This is a genomic window from Streptomyces blattellae (assembly GCF_009709555.1).
Taxonomy (GTDB): domain Bacteria; phylum Actinomycetota; class Actinomycetes; order Streptomycetales; family Streptomycetaceae; genus Streptomyces; species Streptomyces blattellae.
Map to the genome: position 1 here is coordinate 47,659 of NZ_WJBG01000225.1, position 26,067 is coordinate 73,725.

A 26,067-nucleotide genomic window follows, 5' to 3' on the forward strand; every position below is an offset into this window, starting at 1 on the left:
GCCGCCGGCGGCATCCGGCGGAAACGCTTCAGCGGCGACCGCCCGGTCACTTCCTGCGCCTTACCGGCGCTCGCTTCCCGGCGAATGCGCGGACGCCCTCCTGGGCGTCGGCGGACACGAGCGGACACCATCCGCTTGGGCCGTGCGGAGCGCGAGCGGACCGCTGGCTGCGATGCGGGGGCCGGCTCACGGGCGCCTGCGAGCGCTCCGCCAAGCCTGGTCATCAGGTTGACCCCACCGTGCGCGTGGGCGGCCCCGGCGGAGATCGGGGCGCCGGTGAGCGCGAGTACCGCCGCAGGCTGGCAGGGCAGTGCTCGGGGCAACCGCAGCAGCCCGCCGACAGCCGCGACAAAGTCGCGCTTCACCTACGGCAGCCCGAACTCCGCGTCCCGTGCGGCGGCGATCAGGCCGGCGGGCAGCGCCAGTTCACAGCCGTCGGCCAGGGCCCCATGGGCAGGTCATGACGGCATGGAGGGTCTTCAACGGACGGCGAGGATTTCCCCGAAGAGGGACGCGTTCAGTGACCGGCGCCCGCAGGGCGGGCGTCTGCGAGTGGTGCGCCGGCCGGAACTCAGCTGCGCAGTTCCGCCGGAAGCGGCACCTCGTAGGGCACAAGGTCGCCCTGATACGCCTGCATGCTGAGCACCTGCAATTCTGGAATGATCTCCATCGTGAGCTTGACCGGTTCGCCTTCGAAATGCGCGAACAGAGCCTCCTCGCTCTCCCACAATTCGGTGACCCGGAGGACGCAGGGATCGTCAAGATCGACTGTGAAGCGGTATATGAGGCTCCCCTTTTCCTTGTGCGTCCCTTCCATGGCCGCACGTATCGTGGGAAGGAAACCCTGAAGCGCGGTTTCGCTTGCCGCCTTCAGCGCCACCTCAATAAATATCATCACATCTCCTTTTCGTTTTCCGTGCACCAATAGCCGAACTGAACCCGCGCAAAGCGCCCTCACGTCGGCCGCGTCGCCGCGCGCGACGGCACCGCCCGCACGGACGGCGGTCTCTGAGTCCTCTCGGGAAAGTCAGAACAACCGCATGTCCGACCGTGCGACGAAGCCGATCCGCTCCTCGAAATCTTCGGGGCAACTGAACATCTCCACCGACACGTGCTCGTGCCCGCGCATGTAGGTCGCGAAGATCGGCTCCGCGCCGATTGGTGCCGGTATCTGATAGCCGCGCTTCTCAAGACGCTGGACGAAGTCCACCAGAGTCTCGCGATCGCGGAAGCCGAGCCCGATGTTCATGATGCCCTGGTCGCTCAGCAGGCGATCGTCGAGCACGCGCCCGGCCGGACGGCGATAGGCCATGATCTCGACCCTGATGTCGTTGAGCTTGACGCTAAATCCGTCGACGTCGGCGTCCTCGAAGCCCCATAGCCGCTCCCGGTCCATGTCGATCACGAAATCGCGGTCTTCGGGCAGTCCCAGATCGTCGATCCAGAATTTCCGCGCACCCTCCAGATCTTTCACCGACAGGGCGACGTTGGCGAGCGCGGGGAGCGAGGATTTCGCGTCATCCGCCGGGCCGGCACTGTCTTCCAGCACCTCGACCACGATGCCGGCATAGGGATCGCGGAAGGAGAAACGCCTCTGCCCGCCCAGTTCCACCGGATCGGTCAAGGTTCTCACGCCATGCGCGGCAAGCCGGGAAAGGCAGGCGTCGAAATCGGTCACCAGAATACCGAAGCGCCCCCATCCGATGTCCGAAACCTGCCAGTCGTCGGGCAGCGGCCGCTGCGGGGGCGCAACGTGCTGGAACATCTCGATCTGAGCGAACTTCTGACGTCCCGTCAGCCAGTTGATGAAGAGCGACGCATACGACCCGAGTTCCTGCACTTCGGCCACGCCCTGCCCGCACGCCAGTTCGCTGCGCGCGTCCTCAAAGCGGAACACGTCCATGTAAAAGCTTTTCGCCGCCGGAAGATCGTTGGCGCACAAGGCGATCTGCGAAATTTGAAATGCCATGGCCGGTCTACCTTCTCTCCGAAACGGTGGGAGAAATCACCCGATCACTTGCGTGCATCGAATGTCGACGCTGCACTGACGACGGGGCCTGGCCACGACCGGGCGCATCAAGCCCCAGGTCGAGGACAATCGGGGACTACGCGGGACAGTGCTGGTGGCCCCGCGCCACCGAGCACACGCCTCGGCCGTAGTCCGACTCTGCGAACCTAAGCGGATCGTTGTCCGCTACCGGTGGCAACGTAACCGCCAGATGTCCGGGTTGGCAACGGTCTTGCACGACTTCGCGCGCGAGTCAGGAAGGGACGAGCGGAGTCGGCCGCTACCTGGAGTGGACTGACGAGGAGTGCGCCGGCAGACGCACGCGACTCATTCCGGAGTCGGCTCAGCGCTTCGGGTGCCGTCCGTGCCTCGATCTCGCGTACGTATCCAGTCGTGCCGCTCCTCGGGCGGCGGCGCCTCGGAGTCCGCCAGCCAGACGATGTCGCGGTTCAAGTCCCGTACGTCCTCGCGCGCCCTCGCCACCGGCAGGATGCCGCAGACCCCGAACCCCAGGAGCGCGAAGATCGCTGCCGGCTCGCCTTGAGCCGGGTCCCTGAGCAGTCCCCCCGCCGTGAACGTGAACCCCAGGGTTGTCACGTAGCCGGTCAACACCACGAGCCACGTCCACAAGTGACAACTCCTGCAGAACCGCCGCAGTGCTTCGGAGCGGCTGACGTAACCGACGCGGAAGTCCTCGCCGCACTCTTCGCAGGTGAGCACAGCGGCGCGGCGAAAGCCGCTGTCGTCGGGCGTCGCGCGGACCGGTACCACCGCCGACACCGTGTGATCCGTCACCGTGACCACCGTGCCGTACACGTCCACGATCTGGCGCCGGGTGTGCACCAGCGGGACATATTGGGTACCGAAGCGTGAACCGGCCGTGCGCCCCAGTAGAGCCGAACCGCCCCCAACTGTCACCGGTCAAATCACGCGGGGTCCACTGAGCCGGAGTACACGGCCGCGCCGGTGTTCACGACTCGTCGCGCCTGGGCAGGCGCCAGTTCGGGCGCGGGAAGTGACAGGTGTAGCCGTCCGGGTAGCGCTGGAGGTAGTCCTGGTGCTCCGGCTCGGCCTCCCAGAACGGGCCGGCCGGCACCACCTCGGTCACCGCCGGTCCCGGCCACAGCCCGGACGCGTCGACGTCGGCGATCGTGTCCTGCGCGATGCCGCGCTGCTCGTCGTCGAGGTAGAAGATGGCTGAGCGGTAGCTGAGGCCGATGTCGTTGCCCTGCCGGTTCCTCGTGGTCGGGTCGTGGATCTGGAAGAAGTACTCCAGGATCGTGCGGTAGTCGGTGACCTTGGGATCGAAGACGATCTCGATCGACTCGGCGTGCTTTCCGTGGTCGCGATAGGTGGGCTCGGGCTTGCCGTTGTCGCCGCTGTAGCCCACTCGGGTGCGCACCACTCCGGGAAGCGCCCTGATCAGCTCCTGCATGCCCCAGAAGCAGCCGCCCGCCAGCAGCGCCCTCTCCTCGGCGTCACTCATGGCACCTCACCTTTCTGTCGGCGTCGGTCCGCGCAGGGGTCCAGGCTCGCACGTCGGCCAGGGAACCACTTGGTCACCCGCTTGACCGGTGACTTACGCAGACAAGATCATCACCAGTCAGGGTGACGAAGCCCCGGCAAGGTCGGCCCGCGTCCGCGACGGCCACGGCGGGCCTCGCGTCCGGTGCGTTCGCCCTCGGCGGCTCCGCCGACGGCGCGACCGAGACCGCCGAGACCGCAGACCCCGACCTGCGCGTCGGCGGCTGTCCGGTCATCGCCGCCGCCCGGCCGCCACGCCGACCCCGAGGCCAAGGCCCTGGTCCAGGTCGCCGGCCTTCCTGCCCGCCCCGACGAGAGCGCCGATGCTGATACGGACTGCGGCCCCGCCCCCTCTGCCGTACGGATGTCGCGCTCAGCTCTTCAGCCGGTGCGGATGCGCGGGGTACACCCCGAGAATGCGCACCTCGGTGGAGAAGAAGCGCAGCTCGTGCAGGGCGAGGGCGACGCGCTCGTCGTCGGGGTGGCCCTCGACCTCCACGTAGAAGCGGCTGGCGTTGAGCCCGGCGCCCATCTGGTAGCTCTCGATCTTGGTGAGGTTCACCCCGCTGCTCGCGAAGCCGCCGAGCGCCTTGTACAGCGCGCTGGGGATGTTGCGAACGCTGAAGAACAGGCTCGTCATCGTCGGCTCCCCCGTGCGCGGAGCCAGCTTGGCGTCCCGGGAAAGGACGACGAACCGTGTGGTGTTGTCCGGGTCGTCCTCGACCTCGGCCCGCAACACGTCGAGGCCGTACAGCCCGGCCGCTGCGGGCGGGGCCAGCGCCGCGTGCCCCGGGTCGCCGAGTTGGGCCACCTCACGCGCCGCTCCGGCCGTGTCGTCGCTGACGAGGGTGCGCCAGCCGCCCTCCCGCAGCACCTTGCGGCACTGTCCCAGCGCGTGCACATGACTGCGTACGCACTCCACCTCGTCCAGCGTCGCGCCGGGCACCCCCATCAGGTCGAAGCGGATGGCGAGGAAGTACTCGGCGACGATGAACAACCCAGACTCCGGCAGCAGGTGGTGCACGTCGGCGACGCGTCCGGCCGCGGAGTTGTCGACCGGGATGACGGCGACGTCGGCGGTGCCGAGCGTCACGGCGTCCAGGGCCTGCTCGAAGCTGGTGCAGGGCAGTTCGCCGCCCGCGGGGTAGAGGGCGCGCGCGGCGGTCGCCGAGTTGGATCCTGGCTCACCTTGGTATGCGGCGGTCGTCACCGTGTTCAGCCTTCCTGGGGGAGATCTTTTCGTGGGGCAGCACGAGCTCCGTCGCACACCGCACCTGCTGAAGTATCGGTGAACATGACTCGCTCAGGTTCACCGAGGGGTACCGGTCGGCGGTCCCGCACGACGCGAGAGTGTGGTACGGCGAGCCGCTCCTCGACGGACGGGGCAGACCCTGCCCGGCGGAGCGGGCCGCAGCCCAGTGCACGGCGGCGGGCCAGGCTCAGCCTTCGTCGTGCACCGTGCTGCGGCCCTTCGGCTGCCGCGGCGGCGGTGGACGGGGCAACCAGCGTGTCGTCCACCTCGGTCGCGGCGGGCTCGTCGGCGCCGCTGATCGCCACCGCCCCGCTGTCCGACCACGGCAGCTGCACGCCCATCGCCCTGTTCGTGATCGCCGCGGCCGTCCTGACCATCGTCGCCGTCGGGATGGCCGAGGATGGTTCGCGGCAAGGAAGGCCGCGCTCTGCCTCGGGGGGCCGGACCCGCCCTCGTGACCTGGCGGACGTCGAGCAGTCCGCCGGCGCCGTGCCCGCGTCGGCGCATCCGGCGGACGCGCGTACGGCCTGATCAGCTGCCGGTGCGGCAAGACGGGCGGCCCCGTGCGCGCGTGCGTGCGGGGCCGTCACTTCGGTGCCGGTGCCGACAACCGGTGCAGCCGCAGGGCGAGTTGGATCTCCAGGGCACGGGCCGGGCTCTGCCAGTCGTCGCCGAGGAGGCGGCCGACCCGTTCCAGGCGCTGGGCCACCGTGTTCACATGGACGTGCAGACGGTCCCTGGTACGGGCCGGGCTCATGCCGCAGGCGAAGTAGGCGTCGAGGGTGCGCATCAGGTCGGTGCCGCGGCGCTCGTCGTAGGCGACGACCTGGCCGATGGTGCGGTCGACGAAGCCGGCGACGTCCCGGTCCCCGGCGAGGAGCAGTCCGAGGAATCCGAAGTCCTCCGCGGCGGAGCCGTCACCATGGCGGCCGAGCAGTCGCAGCGTGTCGAGGCAGCGGCGGCTCTCCTCGTAGGCGGCGGCCACCGCGTCCGGGCGGGCGGCGAGATCCGCCACGGGGGCGGAGGCGCCGACGGTGACCGCCTCGTGGACGGCCGTGCCGAGGTGTGCGGCGGTGCGGCGGGCCAGTTCGGTGGCGGTGTCCCTCTGGTCGAGGGGCAGCAGCAGGACCGTGCCGCCGTCGCGGGCGGCGGCCAGTCCGTGCCGGGTGGCGGCCAGACGGGAGGCGGCGCCCCACAGGCGCCGGCGGGCAGCCGCCTCCTGGTCGGCGTCGTCGGCGACGCCGTCGAGACGGGCGGCGAGGATCACATGGGTGGCGTCGAGGTCGGCATGGAGTCTCGCCGCGCGCTCGCGCAGCAGGCGGGGGTCGTGGGCGCGGGCGTCCAGCAGGTCGTCGAGGAGTTCGCCACGGACGCGTTGTTCGGCCTCGGCGGCGGAGCGCCGGGCGAGCAGCAGGAGGGAGGTGACCGTCGCGGCGCGTTCCAGGGTGCGCTGGTCGACGGGGTCGAGCCCGGGATGGCCGCGCAGCACGAGCGCGCCGAGCAGTTCGCCGCCGGCGGCCACGGCGGCGATCCAGTCGCCGGCGTGCCGCACGGCGTGTCCTTCGGACCGGGATGCCTCCAGGGCCTCGGCGGGTGCGGCGGACGCCTCGATGAACTGGACGGTGCCGTCGAGGACTTCGGAGACGGCGGCGGCCACGTCGTGGACCCCGCCGCCGCGCAGCACGAGTCCGGCGAGCCGGTCGTGGACGTCGGAGGCGCGCTCGATGACGCCGCTGCGGTCCTGGATGATCTCGTTGGCCTTCTCCAGGCCGGCCAGGGCCGAGCGGGTCTCGGCGAGCAGGTTGGCGGCGTCGATGGCGGCCGCGGCGAGCGCGGCGAAGGAGCCGAGCAGCGCGATCTGCTCCCGCTCGAAGACCCGGGCCCGCCGGTCGGCCGCGAACAGGACTCCGATCACGTGGTGCCCCAGCATGAGCGGCACGCCGAGGATGGCGACCAGGCCCTCGTCCCGCACGCCCGTGTCGATGGTGAGGGTGTGCCGGAGGCGGTCGTCCTTGAAGTAGTCGTCGGTGACGTACGGCCGGGCCGTCTGGGCGACGAGGCCGCCCAGCCCCTCCCCCATCCCGATCCGCAGCTGCTGGAAACGCGCGGCGACCGAGCCCTCGGTCACCCGCATGTAGGTGTCGCCCCGCTGCGGGTCGTTCAGGCTCAGGTAGGCGACGTCCGTGCCGAGCAGGGAGCGGGCGCGCTGCACGATCGCCTGCAGGACGGCGTCCAGGTCGCGCAGGCCCGCCAGGTCGTGGGCCGTCTCGAACAGCGCTGACAGCTCCGCCTCCCGCCGGCGCCGTCCCTCCAGCTCCGCGCGTACCCGCAGCGCGGTCCGCTTGGCCCCTTCGAGCGCTGCGATCCACTCGGCGGGGCGGCCCTCGGCACGGGCGAGGAGCACCGGCTGATCGTAGGCCTCGGCGGAGGCGCCGCGGGCCAGCAGTTCGAGGAACGGCGCCTCGGCGCTGCCGAAGGGCGCTCCGGCACCGGCGGCGGAGCGTTCGGCGGACTGCACGTGATCGTGGGACATGGTCACAGGATTCCCCATCGCACCGCCGGCCCGTCAGCCCTGTGGACAACCAGGCGGGCCCGCGGCACCGGGCCCGCTCAGTGGGCGATCCAGCCGCCGTCGAGGACAAGGGACGTGCCCGTGACGAAGGACGCCTGCGGACCGCACGGATACGCCACGGCCACGGCCACAGCCACAGCCACAGCCACCTCCTCCGGTTCGATCAGCCGTGTGGGGTGCGCACTCAGGTGGGACACACGCAGTTCGAGGTGACTCCATGTGCCGCGCCTTCGAGGGCCGTGGTCTTGGACAGTCCTTCCAGTCCATGTTTGGCGGCCACATAGGCCGACTTGAAAGCCGGGGCGCGCAGCCCATGGACGGAGGACACATTCACGATGCGGCCCCGGCCCTGCCCGTACATATGGGGCAGCGCGCCGCGGATGAGCCGGAAAAAGGCCTCCAGCATCGCGGTGAGTACCGTGTGGAAGACGTCGGGCGGGAACTCCTCAATGGGGCGGACGAGTTGCAGCCCGGCGGTGTTGACGAGGACGTGCGTGCCCGCCGCGGCCTGTTCGGCGGCGCCCAGGTCGGTGAGGTCGAGGACGTGCGGCTCGACCGTGCCGACCAGGTCCCGGGCCCCTTCGGCGAGTGACTCCAGGCCCTCGGCGTCCGGGTCGACCGCTTTCACCGTGGCCCCGGCCGCCGAAAGCCGTAGCGCGCAGGCGCTGCCGATGCCGCGTGAGGGCGCCGCTACCCGCCATGGCACGACCCTAGGCGGCGCCCACGCCCCGCTGCATGGGCTCGGAATCAATACTTCAGCCGGAACTCATGGGGTCGAACCATGTGGGTGCGTCTGCGTCGGACAGTGCCTGTTTGATCCGCAGCAGTCCGAACTCGTTCAGCTCGGGCAGGGCGTCCACGTCGAACCACCCCACCTCCAGCGACTCGTCGTCGTTGACCCGCGCCTCACCGCCGACGGCCCGGCAGCGGAAGGTGATGTCCATGTACTGGCAGATGTCGCCGTTGTCGTAGGTGACCGGATCCAGCGCCTGGACGAGCACGACCCGCTCGGCGACGCATCGCACGGCGGTCTCCTCCTGGACCTCCCGCACCGCGCAGGCCGCGGGCTGCTCCCCCGGATCCGGGATGCCGCCGATCACCGACCACCTGAGGGTGTCGGTGCGACGGCCCAGCAGCACTCTGCCCTCGTCGTCGAAGACGATGGCGGTCACTCCGGGGAGCCACAGCAGCTGTTGGCCGGCCGAGGCCCGGATCGTGCGGATGAAGTCAGGAGTAGCCATACGACCGAACCCTAACGGGACTGCCGGCTCGCCCAGGGGGAGTTACGACGGCGTACGACTACACCTCGCCAGCGCGTCGCCCGCGCACACCGGCCCCGACGGCCCAGCCGAGCCCGCCCGCGGCGATCACCACCAGGGCGATCTCCGGCAGGATGCCCAGCTTCGTGGCAGGCGTCTCGGAGGAGCGCAGCGGCACCTCCTGGACCAGCGAGTCGGCGACGAACATGCCCGTCTTCTGAGTGACCTTGCCGTCCGGCATGATGATCGCGCTCACCCCGCTGGTCACCGGCACGGTGACGGTCCGGCTGTGCTCGACGGCCCGGACACGGGACATGGCGAGTTGCTGGTAGGTCATCTCGCTGCGGTCGAAGGTCGCGTTATTGCTCGGTACGGAGATCAGCTGTGCGCCGTCGGTGACCTCGGAGCGTACGGCCCAGTCGAAGGCGGCTTCGTAGCAGGTGACCAGGCCGACCTTGGTGCCGTCCATGGTGAACACGCCGGGCTCGCTGCCCCGGCTGAAGTCCTGGCGGACCATGCTCGTCCATTCGCTGTTGATGGCCCCGATGAGCGAGCGCAGCGGCAGGTACTCGCCGAACGGCTGGATCTGCCGCTTGTCGTAGGTGTCGATCGGTCCCCTGACCGGGTCCCACAGGATCTGCTCGTTGAGGAGCTTGCCGTCCCGTTCGACGACGCCGCCGACCGATATGGGGACGCCGATGGCCTTGGCCGCCCGGTCGATGACCGCGCGGGCGTCGGGGTTGGCGAACGGGTCGATGTCCGAGGAGTTCTCGGGCCACAGCACGAAGTCGGGCTGGGCGACCTTGCCCGCCTTGACTTCGGCGGCCAGCCGCTCCGTCTCCCGCGCGTGGTAGTCGAGCACCGCCCGCCGCTGGGCGTTGAACTCCAGCCCGGCCTGGGGCACGTTGCCCTGGATCACGGCGACGGTCGCGGTGCCGTCCTCGGCCTTGTCGCTGACCAGCGGCCGGGCGGCCACGGCCCCGATCACCGGGACGGCGAAGCTCAGCAGCGCCGCGGCCGCGGCGCCCCGCTGGACGGCGCGGGTGCGCCGGCCCTCCAGCGCCAGGCGTACGACCTCGAACAGACCGAAGCCGCACAGGACGACCGCGAAGCCGAGCACCGGGGTGCCGCCGACCGCGGCGAGCGACAGGAAGATCCCGTCGGCCTGACCGAACGCGATCTTGCCCCAGGGGAAGCCTTGGAACGGCACCCGCGCGCGTGCCGCCTCCGAGGCGATCCAAACGGCCGCCGCCCAGACCGGCCATCCGGGCAGCCCGGACACCACTGCGATACCCGCGCCGGCCAGCGCCACGAAGAGCGCCTCGATGGCGACCAGTGCCAGCCAGGGCCCGGGGCCCACCTCCACACCGGTCCACGCCAGCAGCGGCAGCAGGAAGCCGAGACCGAACAGATAGCCGAGGCCCAGGCCCGCCTTCCAGCTGCGGCCGCGCAGCACCCAGCCGAAGACCGCGAAGGCCGGCAGGGCGAGCCACCACAGCGTGCGCGGCGGGAAGCTGACGTAGAGCAGCACTCCGGAGAGCGCCGCGACGGCGGCCGGAACGAGGCGCGCGAGTCGGGCTCGGCGCGAGGCGGACGCGTTCTGCGGCTGCCCCTGGTCCGACTCGTCCACGGAGGTTGCGGTGACGGTCACTCCGGGAGTCTACGGCGGGTGACCTTGCCGCCGACAGCGCGGTCCACGGGCCGGTACGGGCGTTCTCCCAGCTCGGGTGCCGCATCGTTCCTGCACAACTCGGCGCAACTCATCCACAAATTGTTCACCAGCCGTTACGGTGTGCCGGAGCCTTCGTCGTGCGGCCGCTCGCGGCCGGGCGGCCGGGGCACGTCTCAGGTCGGGGGACCGGGTTCGGGGGGCGGGGTGGGTTCCACGGGGATAGCGTCTGCGGCCGGTCCGGAAGAGGCCGGCGACAGACGAAACGTTTGGGACGCGGCGGGTGTCGCCGTGCTCGGGGCCTGCGCGGTCTGGTCGCTGATCACAGCGACGGTGCACGGCGGCCGCCCCGAGGGTGTGCTGCTCGCGGTCCTGGCGGTGTCGGCCGGCTATGCCGCGGGGCGGATCTGCGGGGCGCTGCTGCCGGTCGCCGCACCCTGCGCCGCGGCACTGGCCGGGTCGGCCCTCACGGTGGCCGTTCCCCATCTGGCGCCCGGACCCGAGATCATCGCGCCGCTCGGTCACGCCGGCGCCACCGCCGCGGTACTGACCCTCTCCGCCGGCTTCGCGTGCTGCGCCGCGTGGGCCGCGTCGGCGCCACCGCTGCGGCTCGCCCTGCGCGGTCTGGCCGCCGGGATCGCGGTGACCGCGGCCGCCCTCGGCTCGACCACCGGTTTCGTCCTGTGCGTGGCGGTGCTGCTGTGCTCGCTCGCCGCAGGCCGGATGCACCGCGGCCTGGGCATCGCAGGACTGGCCCTGGTGACGGGCCTGGTGGCGGGCGTGCCCTGGGCTGTGGCCGGGGACGCGGTGCCGGACGGGTTCGCCGCATCCCTGGAGGGTCTGCTGACCCGGCACCGGATCGAGCTGTGGCACGACGCCCTGCACATGGTCCGGGAGGATGCCGCTTGGGGTGTCGGCCCGGGACGTTTCGGAGAGCTCAGCACGACGGCCACACAGACGCTGCTGTCCGACGGCAAACCCCACTCGGCGCTCCTGCAGCAGGCGGCCGAACAGGGTGTGGTCGGCGTGGCCCTGCTGGCGGCGGTCTTCTGCTGGGTGCTCCACGCGTTGTGGCGCGCTCCCCGCTCCACACCGGTCGCGCTCACCGCGGGCGCCGCGCTCACCGCGCTGGCGGCGATCGCCGCGGTCGGCAACGTGTTGAGCTTCACCGCCGTGTCCGTGGGCGCGGGGCTGCTGGCGGGCCTGGCCACGGCACATCCCCTCACCGACGAGCCACCCCAGCGGATCTGGGACGCCCACCCGCGCGGTGACCGCCTGGCGCCGTAAGGCCGAAGAACGGGCCGCGCGCGTGAGGTCAGTGCACCGGTCCGGGCGCGCTCGGCCGCAGCCGGGCGCGAATGGCTCGTACGGCGGCCTCCGCGTCGTCCACCGTGATGGTGAACGTATGACCGTCCCACAGCCGCAGTACGACGCCCTCGCCGCGCCGTACGACGACCGCGGTGCCCTTCTCGGGCCGCCAGCGGTAGCCCCAGCCGCCCCAGTGCCGCGGGGTGATCTGGGGGTCGAAGTCGGCGCCGGCGACCTGGGCCAGCGGAATACGGCGGCGGGGCACGCCCATGTGCCCGCAGCGGACCTCGACGCACTCCTTGTCGAGCCTCAGGTCTACGTGGACGAAGGCCAGGGTGCCGAAGAGAACCAGCAGTCCCGTGGCGATGCAGCCGACGACGGCCATGACGAGCGGAGCGTTGCCCGATGTCCATGCCGAGTCGACGGCGAGCTCGATACCGAGCGCCATGCAGCCCGCCCCGACGAGCGCCAGCAGCCACTGGATCCGGTTCGTGGCACGTCCGGTCCAGACATCGGGGTGCGGGGCGTTCGCGTCATGGGGGTGGTCCCTCATACCTACGAGGTTACTCAGGTTTCGCTGTGCGGCTACCGCGTCGCACAGGGTGACTGCGCCATGCGGGGCCCGCCGGAGCACCGGCGTCCGTTCTGCGGTTGTCGGTCACCGGGCGGGGCTGATCGCCTGGAGTTGCCTGCCCTCCTCGTAGGCCAGGGCGGGTGTGGGCAGCGCGCCCTCGCGCCCGCTCAGCAGCACCGTCAGGGTGCCGTCGGCGGCGGCCTCCGGGGCCGGCAGTTCGCCGATCCGGCGCAGCGCCTGGGCGGCGACCGCTCCGGCGGAACCGTGCAGGACGAGCGTTGGGCGACCGGGCCGCTGCACGGCGGCGCGGATGCGTTCGGCGACCAGTTCGTAATGGGTGCAGCCCAGGACGACGGTCGTTACATCGTCAGGGGTCAGCGCGGCGGCCGCGGCGACGGCGGCGGTGATGGCGGCCTCGTCCGCGTGTTCTACGGCCTCGGCCAGGCCGTAGCAGGGCACCTCGGTGACCGTCACACCGTCGGCGAAGTCCTGGATCAGACCGCGCTGGTAGGGGCTGCCGGTGGTGGCCGGGGTCGCCCAGATCGCGAAGGGGCCGCCACCGGCCGCGGCCGGCTTGATCGCCGGGACGGTGCCGATGACCGGGATACCGGGTTCGAGGAGGGCGCGCAGGGTGGTCAGCGCGTGGACGGTCGCGGTGTTGCAGCCGATGATCAGGGCGTCGGGCCGATGGGCGGCAGCCGCCTCGGCGACGGCGACGGCGCGCTCCGTGAGGTCCTCGGAGGTCCTGGGTCCCCAGGGCATGCCGTCCGGGTCGAGGGAGAGGACGAGATCTGCGTCGGGTCGCAGGCGCCGTACCGCGGCGGTGGCCGCCAGCAGACCGATTCCGGAGTCCATGAGCGCGATCTTCACCCGGTCACGATAGACGATGGGCCGTGTGGCACCGCAGCGGTGGGGCAGACTGCGCGCGTGAGTGCCATCGCGTGGACCGCCGCCGCATCACTGGTCGCCTGGCTGTGGCTGCTGCTGGGCCAGGGCTTCTTCTGGCGTACGGACGTACGCCTGCCGGCGCGTCCCGAACCGGAGGCCTGGCCTGCGGTCTGCGTCGTCGTCCCGGCCCGGGACGAGGCCGCCGTACTGCCCGGGAGTCTGCCGTCGCTGCTCGCCCAGGACTACCCGGGACGAGCGGAAGTCTTCCTGATCGACGACGGCAGCGCGGACGGCACCGGAGAGTCGGCCCGGGCGCTGTCGCGGCGGCACGGCGGGCTGCCGCTGACCGTCTCCTCGCCGGGCGAGCCACCCGCGGGCTGGACCGGCAAGCTCTGGGCGGTCCGTCATGGCATCGGCCTGGCACGCGCGCGTGATCCCGAGTATCTGCTGCTGACGGACGCCGACATCGCCCATGCCCCGGACAGCCTGCGGGAGTTGGTCGCGGCAGCGCAGGCCGGAGGTTTCGATGTCGTCTCCCAGATGGCACGGCTGCGGGTGGCGAGTGTGTGGGAGCGGCTCGTCGTGCCCGCCTTCGTGTACTTCTTCGCCCAGTTGTACCCCTTCCGCCGGATCGGCAAGAAAGGGGCGCGGACGGCGGCCGCGGCGGGTGGCTGTGTACTGCTGCGGGCGGAGACGGCCGAGCGGGCGCGGATCCCGGACGCCATCCGGCACGCCGTCATCGACGATGTGGCACTGGCGCGTGCCGTCAAGGGCGGCGGGGGGCACATCTGGCTGGGGCTGGCGGAGCGGGTGGACAGCGTGCGCCCGTATCCACGGCTGCACGACCTGTGGCGGATGGTCTCGCGCAGCGCGTACGCGCAGTTGCGGCACAATCCGCTGCTGCTCGCCGGTACGGTCGCGGGGCTCGCGCTGGTCTATCTGGTACCGCCCGTGGCCCTGGTCTGCGGCCTGGCCGTGGGCGATGCGGCGTCCGCGGTCGCCGGTGTCCTCGCGTGGCTGCTGATGACGGGGACGTACGTCCCGATGCTGCGTTACTACCGGCAGCCCCTGTGGCTCGCTCCGCTGCTGCCGTTCACCGCGTTTCTGTATCTGCTCATGACGGTCGACTCCGCGGCCCAGCACTACCGGGGGCGCGGCGCCGCCTGGAAGGGCCGCACCTACGCACGTCCGGGCGCCGTCGCCGACGAAGGCTGAAGCCCGCTCACTTCCTGCCGGGCGTCCAGTTCATGCCCCACCCGTAGGCGTAGTCGACGGTGCGCTGCGGGCTGACCCCACGCTCCGGAACCAGATAGCGAGCCTCGCGCTGGACGACCAGGTCGCTGCCGGTGTTGGTGATGAGGACGAGCGCGCACACCGTCGAGGGGACGGTGCACTCGTCGAGCGAGAAGTCGATCGGGGCGCCGTGCTGCGGAGTGAGGGTGACCGTGGCGTGCAGATCGGCGAAGGAGCGCGCCCCTTGGTAGATGGTCACGAAGACGAGGATGCGCCGAAAGGCCTGTTTGTGGTCGAGGTTGACGGTGAGGTTCTCGCCGCTCGACACGGCGCCGGTGCGGTCGTCGCCGTCGAGGTGGATGTACGGGGGCTGGCGCAGCGCACCGAAAGCGTTGCCCAGGGCCTGGACGACTCCCTTGCTGCCGTCGGTGAGTTCGTACAGCGCGCACAGGTCGAGGTCGAGGTCGGAGTGCATGGCGACGGCACGGCCCAGCTTGCTGGCCCAGCCGGAGAACTGCTTGCGCACCTCCCAGTTGAGGTTCACGCGCATGGCACCCGAGGTGCCGCCCTGCTTGGTCAGCGACACCGAGGGCGCCGCCTTGGTCAGCGTCACCTTGCTGAGGCTGACCGGTGCCGCGGGAGGTGCCGCAGGAGGGGGTGGAGGCGCGGTCACCGGGGGTGCGACGGGCGCTGCCGGAGCAGCGGCGGCCTGCTGCGGCTCGTCGACCGTGATACCGAAGTCCGTGGCGAGGCCCTCCAGCCCGCTGCCGTAGCCCTGGCCGACGGCACGGAACTTCCAGGCGCCCTGGCGGCGGTAGAACTCGCCCAGCACGTAAGCGGTTTCTACCGTCGCGCCCGTGCTGTCGAAGCGGGCGACCACAGTGTTCTGGGCGGCGTCGCGGACCTCGATGTAGAGATCCGGCACCTGTCCGAACGTACCGCCGTCCACGGATGCGGCCAGGACCACCGTCTCGATCGCGGGCTCCACGCGCGCGAGGTCGACGAGGAGACTGTCGACCACCAGGCCGTCGGAGTCCCGTTTGCCCTCGTGGCGCACGGCGCCCGAGGAGTGCTCCGGCTGGTTGTAGAAGACGAAGTCGGCGTCGGACCGGACCTTTCCGCCGACCAGCAGCAGCGCCGACGCGTCCGCGTCGGGCACGCCCGGGCCGGAGCGCCGGCCCAATTCGACCCGCAGCGCTGTCGTCGGCACCGGAGCATTCGATCCTTTAGGCATTGACATGTCCGCCCCCATCACGAGTCACCGCGCCAGGTCGTCACGCCCCGGCAGCCCATTGGGTTCTCTCTACCTACCCGACCAACCTATTCCCCGGCACGGCGAACTCCCATGAGCCGCCCATGAAGATCGCTGTACAACCGCCGGTAACCCGCTCGGAACTCGGCCTTTACGGGACCCGAACCCCGACCGCTGCCCCTTTTTGCCGAGTTCGCTCGCATTGGGGATCCCACGTCACTGCCGACACGAAAAACAACCCTCTTATCGGTCTCCCCAACCAGCACATCGTGGGCTTAACTTATGTGCCATGACCTCCCCCCGCTCCACTTATGGCGGCGGCTACTACTCCGCCTCCTTCCCGGACACTCCGATCTACGACAAGCTCGTCGCCGAGCGGGGTACCCCGCAGATCGCTCCGATCCGGGTCCCCGCGGCGTACGACATGCCGGGCAGCCACCTGCCCGCGCTGCCGTCGGCGCTCCCGGCCCTCCCGGCCGCCCCGTCCCAGCCGTCCTACGGCTACCCGCAGGCGCAGCAGCCGGCTCCGCTGCAGCAGGCACCCGCGGCCTACATTCCGCAGCAGGCGTCCGCGCCCCGCGGCTATCCCGGTCCGCAACAGCAGCAGCCGCGCCCGATGGCTCCCGGCACGGGCTACGAGGCGATGCGCCCCGCGGCTCCCCGGCCCACGCCGGCGGCCCCGTACCAGGAGCCGTACAACAACCAGCAGTACCGCGGTTACTGATCCTCCAGCGGGACTGTCGGTGCCGGCTGGCACGATGTCCCCATGGGGAACGCGCAGCTGCAGTCGATTCATGTTCATCCGGTCAAGGCGGTCCGGGGCCAGGCGCCCCTGGAGGCCGTCGTGGAGCCCTGGGGCCTGGCCGGAGACCGACGCTGGGCGCTGATCGACGACGGGGGAAAGGTCGTCACGCAACGTCAGCAGCCACGTCTCGCGCTGGCTGCCGCCGAGCTGCTGCCCGGCGGCGGCGTCCGGCTGTCCGCACCCGGTATGGATCCGCTGACCGTTCCCGTCCCGGAGCCCATCGGCGCGGTGACGATGGGGATCTTCCGCGACAAGGTCGACGCGTTCCCGGCCGCCGACGCCGCCGCGCACGCCTGGTGCAGTGACTACCTCGGCGCCCAGGTGCGCCTCGTGCACATGGACGCCCCGGCCACCCGCCGGCCCGTCGACCCCGAGTACGCGCTGCCGGGCGAGACCGTCACCTTCGCCGACGGCTATCCGCTGCTGCTCACCTCGGCCGCATCGCTCGACGCCCTCAACTCCCTGATCGCGCAGGGCGACCACCCGGACGAGGGCCCCCTGCCCATGAACCGCTTCCGGCCGAACGCGGTGGTGTCGGGCACCGCCGCCTGGGCCGAGGACGACTGGTCGCGCCTGGCCGTCGGCGAGGTCGTCTTCCGGGCCGCCAAGAAGTGCGGGCGCTGCGTCGTGACCACCACCGACCAGGGCACCGCCGGACGCGGCAGAGAGCCCCTCCACACCCTCGGCCGGCACCGCCGTATCGGCGGCAGGCTGGTGTTCGGACAGAACCTGGTGCCCCTGTCGCGCGGCACGATCCGGGTCGGCGACCCGGTCAGGATCCTGGACTGAGAAAGATCCGCTGCCGCGCTGCGGGCGGGAACTCGGCTCGGGGGTCGGCGCGTTGGGATGGTGGATTTCGCAAGAAGTCCATGAGAGGCCCGATCGGGGGTGATTTCACTCTCTCTTTGACCGGGCCGCCGCCTGAAGGGCTCTGCCGGGGTTATCACGGAGCGGGAAGGGGGTGCGGGACCGTGCGAACCATCAGCGGACTCTGGCGCTGGCGGCACAATCCGCTGCGCCGCACGACCGATGTGGCCGAGGCCTGGGTCTCCCTGGTGGCCCTGCTGCTCATTCTGGTCGCGGCGCCCGTGGCGGGTGCCGTGATCGGCGGTGTCGCTCAGGACGCGCTCCAGCAATCGGTCCGGGAACAGCATGAGTCGCGCCACGTTGTGACGGCCACCGTGGTGCGCAAACTGAACAGTTCCCCGCTGGACGCCGACCCCGAGATCTCGTCCACAGGGGAGATACGCAGTCGCGTTCTCGCCGACTGGACCGCCCCGGACGGCACCGCGCAGCACGGGCCGGTCACGGCCCATCTCGAAGATCCGCAAGCAGGCGACCACTTCATGCTCTGGACGGACAGCCACGGCCGCGTCGTGCCCCGGCCCCTGGACTCCGCCACGGCCACGACGCACGCGGTCCTCGCCGGATTCGGCGCCGCCCTGATCACCGTAGGCCTGGTCGACGGCTCCCGGCGGCTGATCGTCTGGCGCATGGTCCGCCGCCGGTACGCCCGTTGGGACCAGGCCTGGGACCGGGCGGGCCCCGACTGGGGCCGGACCGGCACCGGCAGTTGACGGCCTTCCGGCTCTGGTCAACCCACTGCCTGCGCGCACGCTACGGTGGACCGGCCGAACTCTCTTCGGCGTCAACCCGCGCGCGCGAGCCGCAGGGGCGGCAGAAGCGCCCCGAAGGCGAACGAGCCATCAGTACGACCGAGGTGGGGGCACAGCAACGCCATGGCACAGGGCACGGTCCAGGTGACGCACACCGGCACATCGCGGTGGCGCCGCCGCACGGGTGAGTACGCATCGCTCGCCGCCGCCCTGGAGGCCGCGGCCGACGGCGACGTCCTCACCGTCGCCCCCGGCACCTACCGGGAGAACCTCGTGGTGCAGCGGGCGGTGACCCTGCGCGGACCCGAGGGCTCCCCCGGGTCCGTCCGGATCGCGCCCGCGGACGGTGTGCCGTTGACCGTGCGTGCCTCCGCGGTCGTCCAGGACCTGCATGTGGAGGGCCAGGACGCGGCCTCGCCCGCGCTGCTCGTAGAGGAAGGCACGCCCGAGTTGTCGGACGTGCGGATCGTCACGCGGTCCGCGGCCGGCATCGAGGTGCGCGGCGGCGCCCGGCCGACGGTGCGGCGCTGCACCGTCGACAACCCGGCCGGCATCGGCATCGCCGTACTCGACGGCGGGGGCGGGGTGTTCGAGGAGTGCGAGGTCGTCGCGGCCGGCCAGTCCGGTGTCGCGGTGCGCGGGGGTGCCCACCCGCGGCTGGAGCGCTGCCGCGTCCACCACACGTCGGGCGCGGGCCTGACGGCGACCGGGGAGAACTCGGCGCTGGAGGCCGTCGGCTGTGAGGTGTACGAGGTCCGGGGCAGCGGCGTGCAGGTCACCGGCCGGGCCACGGCGCATCTCACCGACTGCGATGTGCACCGCACCACCGCCGACGGCGTCACTCTCGACACGGACGCCGTACTGACCCTGGCCGACTGCCGCATCCATGACATCCCGGAGAACGCGGTCGACCTGCGCTCGCGCTCGGTGCTGACGCTGACCCGCACGACGGTGCGTCAGTTCGGCCGCAACGGCCTGTCGGTGTGGGACCCGGGCACCCGCGTGGACGCCAACCAGTGCGAGATCTTCGACAGCACCGGCGACTATCCAGCGGTATGGGTCAGCGACGGCGCCACCGCGGTCCTCGACTCCTGCCGGGTGCACGACGTACCGGACGCGCTGTTCGTCCTGGACCGCGGCTCCCGCGCGGACGTCGTCGACAGCGACATCTCCCAGGTGCGCAACACGGCCGTCTCGGTGAGTGACGGGGCCACCGCGCAGCTCGACGACTGCCGCATCCGGGACGCGGCGACGGGCGCCTGGTTCCGTGACCACGGCAGCGGCGGCACCCTCAACGGCTGCACGCTGGACGGCATGCAGACCGGCGTGATCGTCACCAAGGGCGCCGATCCCACCATCGAGCGGTGCACGGTCGGCTCCCCCGCGGAAGCCGGCTTCTATGTGTCGGCGGGCGGCCGTGGCAGCTTCCTGAACTGCCGGGTGACGGGCAGCGGCGGCTACGGCTTCCATGTGATCGACGGCTGCCGTACGACGCTGAAGAAGTGCCGTACGGAGCGGTGCGCGCGCGGCGGGTACGAGTTCGCCGACGCCGGCCCGGAGGCGGGCGGCGCCGGTCCGGTCGTGGAGGACTGCAACAGCGACGAGAGCGGGAGCTTCACGCCGCCCGCGGCGCGGGAGACGGTGGTGCAGACGGTCAGTCAGTCGCCGGGCCTGCTGGGGGCGATCCCGGGGCAGCGCACCACCGAGCAGGAGCCGCTGATCGCCGCCACCCGGTCCGAGGAGCCGAGGCGGACCTCGAAGGCCGTCCTCGGTGAACTGGACGCGCTGGTCGGCCTGGACAGCGTCAAGCGCGAGGTGCGGGCGCTGACCGACATGATCGAGGTGGGCCGGCGCCGTCAGCAGGCGGGCCTCAAGGCGGCGTCCGTCAAACGCCACTTGGTCTTCACCGGCTCCCCCGGCACCGGCAAGACCACCGTGGCCCGTCTCTACGGCGAGATCCTGGCCTCGCTCGGCGTCCTGGAGAAGGGCCATCTCGTCGAGGTGTCCCGCGTCGACCTGGTCGGCGAGCACATCGGCTCCACGGCGATCCGCACCCAGGAGGCCTTCGACCGGGCCCGCGGGGGTGTGCTGTTCATCGACGAGGCGTACGCGCTGTCGCCGGAGGACTCGGGCCGGGACTTCGGCAAGGAGGCCATCGACACACTGGTGAAGCTGATGGAGGACCACCGGGACGCGGTCGTGGTGATCGTCGCGGGCTACACGGCCGAGATGGAACGCTTCCTGTCCGTCAACCCGGGCGTGGCCTCCCGCTTCTCGCGGACCATCACCTTCAGCGACTACAACCCCGAAGAACTCCTGCGCATCGTGGAGCAGCAGGCCGAGGAACACGAGTACCGGCTGGCACCGGGCGCCTCGGAGGCCGTGCTGAAGTACTTCACCACGCTCCCCAAGGGCCCCGCCTTCGGCAACGGCCGTACCGCACGCCAGACCTTCGAGGCGATGGTGGAGCGGCACGCGAGCCGGGTCGCGCAGTTCGAGGAACCGAGCACGGACGACCTGACGCTTCTCTACGCCGGGGACCTGCCCGACTCGCCCTGAGTCTCGCCCTTCCGGCGCGGTGCGGGCAGCTCCGGCCGCAGCCGGGCCAGCAGCCGCTCGCGTTCCTCCGCGAACGCCGGGTCGGCCTGGTAGTCGGAGTGGCCGAGGATGGGGGCGGGCAGCGGATGCGTGTCCGTGCGGCCGTAGGCGAGGGGGTCGTCGAGGGCGTCGCGGTCCACTTCGGGGCCGCAGTCGCCGGCCAGGCGCACCGGGCCGCCGATCGGATCGGTGAGCCGGTAGAGGTTGCGCCAGCAGTCGACATCGTGGTGCAGGGAGCTGAGGGCGGCCGGGCCGAAGTGGGCGGGGAACCAGCGGCCGTAGAGGCGTTCGAGGGGTGAGCCGTACGTCAGCAGGGCGACCCGCTTGCGTGCGGACGGTGTGAGCTGCCAGGCCGCGGCGGCGGCGAGCACGCTGCCCTGGGAGTGGCCGGAGATGACGAGCCGTCCGCCGGTGGCGCGGGTCCAGGTCGCCATGCGCCAGGTCAGGTCGGGCACGGCACGCTCGGCGTAGCAGGGCGGGGCGAAGGGGTGGGCGGCGCGCGGCCAGAAGGTGCCGACGTCCCACAGGATGCCGATGGTCCGCCGGGCTGAGGCGTCCTTGTAGGCACGCCGGCCCCAGGTGACGAACAGTATGAAGCCGAGGCTGATCAGCCAGGAGCCCAGTGCCTGTGCCGTTTCGGCGGCGCTGTGGAGGAAGGCGGGCGCCGGCTCGGTGGCCGCGCTGGGCACCTTGTCGCTCACCATGGCACCGACGAGTGCTCCGGCGCCCAGGAGCAGCGTCGTGGTGGAGAGGACGGCCACGAGGAGCGGCGCGCGGTCGGTGAGCGTGGCCATGGCGCGGGCGTTCGCGATACGGCGGGTGCGGGTGGGGTCCTGGGGGTCGTCCGGGTGGTCGGGGCGCACCGCGCGCAACTCGGTGCGGCACAGCCGCCAGGTGCGCCACGCCAGCACGCCGCAGAACACCAGCAGGACGATGAGCAGCGGCGGGATGACGGACGACTGCCAGGTCAGCAGGACCGGTGGTCCGGGGATGGACGCGCGCGTACCGTCCAGCCAGTCCGCCGCCCGCTGCGACAGGCCGCCGGACATCACCCCGCCCAGTGCGCAGGCCAGCATGGCGACGGCGGGGCCGCCGAAGCCGCCCATCGCGGCGCGGGGGTCGGGGTGGCTGCGGTACAGCAGGTGGGCGACCATGGCCAGGACGATGACGAGCAGGCCCTGGAGCAGGGCGATGCCGCCGAAGGCCGCGTCGCCCGGCAGCCGGCCCTCCGACACCCAGCCCGGCCGGTCCCAACCGGCGTACACCATGGCGAGGACGAGCAGGACGAGCGCCGCGAGCGGCAGCCGTCGTACGAGGTGCTCGTCGAGTTCCTGGTCGAGACGGTTCTCGCTGCGGCCCCGGCGGCAGACCACCCACAGCACGACGGCCGCCCCGGCGGCAAGCGCCGCCGTCAGGAGCCACCCCAGGGTGTCGAGCAGTGCGGGACCGCCGGGCCCGCGGTCGAAGCGCGCCGCCGCCGAGCCGACCGCCGCGGCGACCGTCAGCAGGCCCGCCGCGGTGTGCGCGGCCCGCAGCCGGGCCACCAGGCGCCGCCCGTACCAGAAGCCGGGCCGCCCGAGGGCGGTGCGGCTGGTGTCCTCGTCGGGCTCGACGGGGCGGAGGATCGGCTGCTGGGACTCGTACGCGCTCCAGGTGCGGCGGGAGAGGTACCACAGCAGGCCGGTGAGCGCGGCGGGCACCAGGGCGGGGAGCGCGAGCCGGCGTCCGGGCGCGCTCCACCAGCCGCCGTCCACCGGTGACAGGAAGCCCAGCCAGGAGTGGCGTTCGGCGCACGCGCGCGTGCCCGCGCACTGCCATGCCGTCAGGTCGAGGGCGACCTCGCACACGGCCGCGACGAGCAGCACCGTCAGCGTCAGTCCGGCGAGCCGCACCAGCAGCCCGTACAGCCGCACCTTGCGGTCGTGGCCCCGGGCCCTGGGCCGCATCCAGTGGGCGAGGTTGACCACCATGAACGGCAGCAACAGCAGCCAGAGGGCGCGTGCGCTGTTGCCGGAGGTGAGGTTGGACCAGACGTAGGCCTCGGGCACCGGTTCGTCGGGGTGGTCGCGGGGGCTGGTCTCCGCGTCGGCGTGGTCGGCACGCCGGAAGACGGCTGCCGTGTCGTCGCCGGTGATCCGCACCGTCCGCGGGTCGTCCAGCATCTTCTCGGGCGTGGCGCCGCCGACTCCATGGACCAGGAGTTCCAGGGCGATGCCGGGTTCCTTGGGCTTCTGGGCGGGTCCGTCCGCCCCGTCGGACAAGACACGTTCCACTGTTCTCGCACTTCCCCCGTGACGCGCCGTCGGCTTCTGTCCGTGCGGGCGTAAGGATCTCCGCTCCGCGGAGGCCGCACACCTCTTGTCACCGAATCTCCCCGATCCGGGTGACAGAAGGACAACGGATGGTGCACGAGTGACATGCGTGCGACAGGACAGTCGGTGGCACTCCCCGCGCCGACCCGTGCAAGGATGGGTGATCCGCGGCTCGGACCGGGGAGAATGTGCTTGTCGACGGGTCCCACGGGCGCGAGCGGAGTCGAGAGCTGGGGGTGGGTGTGCGGGGCGTGTCGGACGGCACTTGGACGAAAGGAACCGAAGCGCACGTGAGTGAGAATCAGAACCTCCTCGCGGAGCAGCGGCGTGCCCTGATCCTGGACGAGGTGCGGCGTCGCGGCGGCGTCCGGGTGAACGAGCTGACCCGCAAGCTCGGCGTGTCGGACATGACCGTGCGCCGTGATCTGGACGCGCTCGCGCGGCAGGGCGTGCTGGAGAAGGTGCACGGCGGCGCCGTGCCGGTGGTCGAGGCGAGCACGCACGAGCCGGGCTTCGAGGCCAAGTCGGGCCTTGAGCTGACGGCCAAGGAGGACATCGCGCGGACCGCGGCAAAGCTGGTGGCGCCGGGCACCGCGATCGCCCTCTCCGGCGGTACGACGACGTACGCGCTGGCGCACCATCTGCTCGATGTGCCGGACCTGACGGTGGTCACCAACTCGGTGCGGGTGGCCGATGTCTTCCACGCCGCGCAGCGCACCTCGGGCCCGCGGCAGGGCGCGGCGACGGTCGTGCTGACCGGAGGTGTCCGCACGCCGTCGGACTCGCTGGTGGGGCCGGTGGCCGACCAGGCGATCGTGGCGCTCCACTTCGACGTGCTGTTCCTCGGAGTGCACGGGATATCGGTGGAGGCCGGCCTGTCCACGCCGAATCTGGCGGAGGCCGAGACCAACCGGCGGCTCGTGCAGTCCGCGCGGCGGGTCGTGGTGGTCGCGGACCACACCAAGTGGGGGACGGTGGGCCTGAGTTCGTTCGCCGCGCTGGAACAGGTCGACACGCTGGTGACGGACGCGGGACTGCCCGCCGAGGCACGCGAGGAGGTCGCGGAGCATCTGCGTCGGCTCGTGGTGGCGGGGGAGCCCGAGGGGGACACAGACAGCTGACGATGTGACGGTTCGTCAGCTATGGTGAGGCTGCCCGGTCAACACCCGCCTCACTGAAGGAGGTTGTCGTCCATGGCTCGCCGTCTGCGCCCGGTGGAACTCGACTTCGTCGGCTCCGCGCCGGTACGTCTCGTCTTCGCGCGGGAGATCTCCGCGCCGCGCGAGGCGGTCTTCGCCGCCCTCGCCGAGGATGTGCCGGGCTGGGCGGACTGGTTCTCGGCGGTGACACTGGCCCGGCCCACCGGCGACGGCGCCGGGCGCGAGATCCGGCTCAGGGGCGGCACGCGGTTCCAGGAGACGATCCTCGCCGCGAAGGGGCCCGAGGTGTACGCCTATCGCATCGACGAGACCAACGCGCCCGGGGCACGTGCCCTGGTCGAGGAGTGGCGGCTGACGCCGACCGGGACGGGCACACGCGTGCAGTGGACATTCGCCGCCGACGGGACCGCTCCGTTCCGCCTGGTGCTGAAGCTGGCCCGTACCGGCCTGGGCCGGGCATTCCGGGACGCGGTCACGGCACTGGACCGGCGGCTGGCGGCGCGGTGACTCAGGGCGGCGCTGGGCCGGGCGGTTGGCCGGTGCGCCGACGCAGGGCGTCACCGGACCGGCCGGCTGGGCAGTGCGCCGACTCAGCGGAGCGGCCTGTTGGGCTACGTGTCTGCTCAGGAGGGCGCTGGGCCGGCGGGCTGGGCGGTGTGCCCGCTGCGGACGACGCCGGACCTCCGACTGAGCGATGCGCCCATTCAGCGCGAGGCCGGATCGGCCAGACGGGCTGCGCGCCCGCTCAGCACGGCCAGATCCCCGTCTTCAGCAGCGACTCGATCGCCGCCGTGTACGGCGCGGCGTCCAGGCCCTGCTCGTCCAGCCATACGTCCGAGTAGTACTTGTCGAGGTAGCGGTCGCCCGGGTCGCACAGGAGCGTCACCACGCTCCCCCGCCGCCCCTCGGCCACCATCTCGGCGACGATCTTCAGGGCGCTCCACAGCCCCGTTCCGGTCGAGCCGCCCGCCTTGCGGCCGATGGCTCGTTCCAGAGCGCGTACCGCCGCCACGCTCGCCGCGTCGGGCACCTTCATCATCCGGTCGATGGCGCCGGGCACAAAGCTCGGTTCGATGCGCGGTCGGCCGATGCCCTCGATACGGGAGCCGCGGTCACAGGTGACATCCGGATCACCGGTGGTCCAGCCCTCGAAGAAGCACGAGTTCTCCGGGTCGGCGACACAGATGCGGGTGTCGTACTGCATGTAGTGCACATAGCGCGCGAGGGTCGCGGAGGTACCGCCGGTGCCGGCCGCGGCGACGATCCACGCGGGCTCCGGGAACCGCTCCAGCCGCAGCTGACGGAAGATCGACTCGGCGATGTTGTTGTTGCCGCGCCAGTCGGTGGCCCGTTCGGCGTAGGTGAACTGGTCCATGTAGTGGCCGCCGGTCTCCACCGCGAGGCGCGCGGACTCCTCGTACATTTTGCGCGAGTCGTCCACGAAGTGGCACCGGCCGCCGTGGAACTCGATGAGGCGGCACTTCTCGGCGCTGGTCGTGCGCGGCATGACGGCGATGAAGGGCACACCGATGAGCCCCGCGAAGTACGCCTCGGAGACGGCCGTGGAGCCGCTGGACGCCTCGATCACCGGGCGGCCCGGCCGGATCCAGCCGTTGCACAGGCCGTAGAGGAACAGTGAGCGGGCGAGTCGGTGCTTGAGGCTGCCGGTCGGGTGGGTGGACTCGTCCTTGAGATACAGGTCGATGCCCCACTTCTCCGGCAGCGGGAAGCGGAGCAGATGCGTGTCGGCGGAGCGGTTGGCGTCGGCCTGGACCTTGCGGACGGCTTCTTTCAGCCAGCCGCGGTAGGCGGCATCGCTGCGGTCGACGTCGAGGGTCACGCCGGTCGGGGTCTGTTCGGTGGTGCTCACGGCACTGCTCCTCACGGCTGTCGTCCACGGCGGTTCGCGCGGCCGTCGCACCGAGCATAGACATCTTCCGCACGCTTCTCACCTGCATAAACACGGCTTTGAGCATCCCAAAGGCCACCCTGGGGGGCGGCCCGGGGGCGCATTTGCGCAAGTGCTCCGGGCGCCCG

At 71.5% G+C, this 26,067-nt stretch carries 22 protein-coding genes and 1 pseudogene; 9 read left to right on the forward strand and 14 right to left on the reverse strand.

Annotated elements, in window-relative coordinates; all coding sequences use genetic code 11:
• Window positions 1-571: 571 nt before the first annotated feature.
• The 5 genes from GFH49_RS32380 to GFH49_RS32400 all read right to left on the reverse strand — a co-directional run bounded on the left by GFH49_RS32380 (window position 572) and on the right by GFH49_RS32400 (window position 4,742).
• Window positions 572-895: a putative quinol monooxygenase gene (locus GFH49_RS32380; protein ID WP_155059621.1), complete on the reverse strand. Its 324-nt coding sequence runs from the start codon at window positions 893-895 to the stop codon at window positions 572-574.
• Window positions 896-1,027: 132 nt separating this feature from the next.
• Window positions 1,028-1,969 (reverse strand): VOC family protein, encoded by a 942-nt coding sequence (locus GFH49_RS32385; RefSeq protein ID WP_155059622.1) that lies wholly within the window; start codon window positions 1,967-1,969, stop codon window positions 1,028-1,030.
• Window positions 1,970-2,335: 366 nt separating this feature from the next.
• Complete coding sequence (locus GFH49_RS32390) at window positions 2,336-2,851, reverse strand: hypothetical protein (RefSeq protein WP_155059623.1); 516 nt, start codon at window positions 2,849-2,851, stop codon at window positions 2,336-2,338.
• 127 nt (window positions 2,852-2,978) lie between these two features.
• Complete coding sequence (gene msrA / locus GFH49_RS32395; protein WP_155059624.1) at window positions 2,979-3,494, reverse strand: peptide-methionine (S)-S-oxide reductase MsrA; 516 nt, start codon at window positions 3,492-3,494, stop codon at window positions 2,979-2,981.
• Between the two features lie 411 nt (window positions 3,495-3,905).
• A complete protein-coding gene (locus GFH49_RS32400) occupies window positions 3,906-4,742 on the reverse strand; it encodes a prephenate dehydratase (protein WP_155059625.1) in 837 nt (278 codons plus the stop codon).
• A 297-nt stretch (window positions 4,743-5,039) separates the two neighbouring features.
• On the opposite strand from GFH49_RS32400, the gene GFH49_RS32405 reads away from it, so the two are divergent.
• A complete protein-coding gene (locus GFH49_RS32405) occupies window positions 5,040-5,315 on the forward strand; it encodes a hypothetical protein (RefSeq protein WP_196218196.1) in 276 nt (91 codons plus the stop codon).
• Window positions 5,316-5,370: 55 nt separating this feature from the next.
• Here GFH49_RS32405 and GFH49_RS32410 read toward each other — a convergent pair whose 3' ends face one another.
• From GFH49_RS32410 to lnt, 4 genes and pseudogenes are all read right to left on the reverse strand, one after another.
• Window positions 5,371-7,317 (reverse strand): helix-turn-helix domain-containing protein, encoded by a 1,947-nt coding sequence (locus tag GFH49_RS32410; RefSeq protein WP_155059626.1) that lies wholly within the window; start codon window positions 7,315-7,317, stop codon window positions 5,371-5,373.
• 77 nt (window positions 7,318-7,394) lie between these two features.
• A pseudogene (locus tag GFH49_RS32415) lies at window positions 7,395-8,107 on the reverse strand (SDR family NAD(P)-dependent oxidoreductase).
• 4 nt (window positions 8,108-8,111) lie between these two features.
• Window positions 8,112-8,597 carry an NUDIX hydrolase gene (locus GFH49_RS32420; RefSeq protein WP_155059627.1) on the reverse strand — a complete coding sequence of 162 codons (486 nt, stop codon included), beginning with the start codon at window positions 8,595-8,597 and terminating at the stop codon, window positions 8,112-8,114.
• Window positions 8,598-8,655: 58 nt separating this feature from the next.
• Window positions 8,656-10,266, reverse strand: a complete 1,611-nt coding sequence (gene lnt / locus GFH49_RS32425; RefSeq protein WP_155059628.1) for an apolipoprotein N-acyltransferase — start codon at window positions 10,264-10,266, stop codon at window positions 8,656-8,658.
• A gap of 240 nt (window positions 10,267-10,506) precedes the next feature.
• On the opposite strand from lnt, the gene GFH49_RS32430 reads away from it, so the two are divergent.
• The gene (locus tag GFH49_RS32430; protein ID WP_408055977.1) at window positions 10,507-11,571 is read left to right on the forward strand and encodes an O-antigen ligase family protein; all 1,065 of its coding nucleotides are present in this window, start codon (window positions 10,507-10,509) and stop codon (window positions 11,569-11,571) included.
• Window positions 11,572-11,599: 28 nt separating this feature from the next.
• Here the strand turns inward: GFH49_RS32430 and GFH49_RS32435 are convergent, their stop codons facing one another.
• Together GFH49_RS32435 and GFH49_RS32440 are read right to left on the reverse strand one after the other, a co-directional pair.
• The gene (locus tag GFH49_RS32435) at window positions 11,600-12,145 is read right to left on the reverse strand and encodes a hypothetical protein (RefSeq protein WP_155059630.1); all 546 of its coding nucleotides are present in this window, start codon (window positions 12,143-12,145) and stop codon (window positions 11,600-11,602) included.
• 105 nt (window positions 12,146-12,250) lie between these two features.
• On the reverse strand, window positions 12,251-13,036 hold the full coding sequence (locus GFH49_RS32440; protein WP_155059631.1) for a glutamate racemase: 786 nt from the start codon (window positions 13,034-13,036) through the stop codon (window positions 12,251-12,253).
• A gap of 57 nt (window positions 13,037-13,093) precedes the next feature.
• Between GFH49_RS32440 and GFH49_RS32445 the strand changes: the two genes are divergently transcribed.
• On the forward strand, window positions 13,094-14,269 hold the full coding sequence (locus GFH49_RS32445; protein WP_155059632.1) for a glycosyltransferase: 1,176 nt from the start codon (window positions 13,094-13,096) through the stop codon (window positions 14,267-14,269).
• Between the two features lie 7 nt (window positions 14,270-14,276).
• On the opposite strand, the gene GFH49_RS32450 is transcribed toward GFH49_RS32445, so the two are convergent.
• Window positions 14,277-15,539 carry a TerD family protein gene (locus GFH49_RS32450; RefSeq protein ID WP_196218197.1) on the reverse strand — a complete coding sequence of 421 codons (1,263 nt, stop codon included), beginning with the start codon at window positions 15,537-15,539 and terminating at the stop codon, window positions 14,277-14,279.
• A gap of 289 nt (window positions 15,540-15,828) precedes the next feature.
• On the opposite strand from GFH49_RS32450, the gene GFH49_RS32455 reads away from it, so the two are divergent.
• The 4 genes from GFH49_RS32455 (at window position 15,829) to GFH49_RS32470 (ending at window position 20,519) form a co-directional block, all read left to right on the forward strand.
• Window positions 15,829-16,263 (forward strand): DUF6643 family protein, encoded by a 435-nt coding sequence (locus GFH49_RS32455; protein ID WP_155059634.1) that lies wholly within the window; start codon window positions 15,829-15,831, stop codon window positions 16,261-16,263.
• 42 nt (window positions 16,264-16,305) lie between these two features.
• A complete protein-coding gene (locus GFH49_RS32460) occupies window positions 16,306-17,133 on the forward strand; it encodes an MOSC domain-containing protein (RefSeq protein ID WP_155059635.1) in 828 nt (275 codons plus the stop codon).
• 182 nt (window positions 17,134-17,315) lie between these two features.
• Window positions 17,316-17,921 carry an Rv1733c family protein gene (locus GFH49_RS32465; protein ID WP_155059636.1) on the forward strand — a complete coding sequence of 202 codons (606 nt, stop codon included), beginning with the start codon at window positions 17,316-17,318 and terminating at the stop codon, window positions 17,919-17,921.
• A 162-nt stretch (window positions 17,922-18,083) separates the two neighbouring features.
• Window positions 18,084-20,519: a right-handed parallel beta-helix repeat-containing protein gene (locus GFH49_RS32470; RefSeq protein ID WP_155059637.1), complete on the forward strand. Its 2,436-nt coding sequence runs from the start codon at window positions 18,084-18,086 to the stop codon at window positions 20,517-20,519.
• Here the strand turns inward: GFH49_RS32470 and GFH49_RS32475 are convergent.
• Window positions 20,489-22,819, reverse strand: coding sequence for a hypothetical protein (locus GFH49_RS32475; protein WP_230396627.1), 2,331 nt, complete (start codon window positions 22,817-22,819; stop codon window positions 20,489-20,491). The genes GFH49_RS32470 and GFH49_RS32475 overlap by 31 nt on opposite strands.
• Before the next feature lie 341 nt (window positions 22,820-23,160).
• Here GFH49_RS32475 and GFH49_RS32480 point away from each other — a divergent pair, with 341 nt between their 5' ends.
• On the forward strand, window positions 23,161-23,991 hold the full coding sequence (locus tag GFH49_RS32480; protein WP_155059639.1) for a DeoR/GlpR family DNA-binding transcription regulator: 831 nt from the start codon (window positions 23,161-23,163) through the stop codon (window positions 23,989-23,991).
• 72 nt (window positions 23,992-24,063) lie between these two features.
• Window positions 24,064-24,537: an SRPBCC family protein gene (locus tag GFH49_RS32485; protein WP_155059640.1), complete on the forward strand. Its 474-nt coding sequence runs from the start codon at window positions 24,064-24,066 to the stop codon at window positions 24,535-24,537.
• Between the two features lie 238 nt (window positions 24,538-24,775).
• Here GFH49_RS32485 and cds1 read toward each other — a convergent pair whose 3' ends face one another.
• The gene (gene cds1, locus GFH49_RS32490; RefSeq protein WP_155059641.1) at window positions 24,776-25,900 is read right to left on the reverse strand and encodes an L-cysteine desulfhydrase Cds1; all 1,125 of its coding nucleotides are present in this window, start codon (window positions 25,898-25,900) and stop codon (window positions 24,776-24,778) included.
• Between the last annotated feature and the right edge of the window lie 167 nt (window positions 25,901-26,067).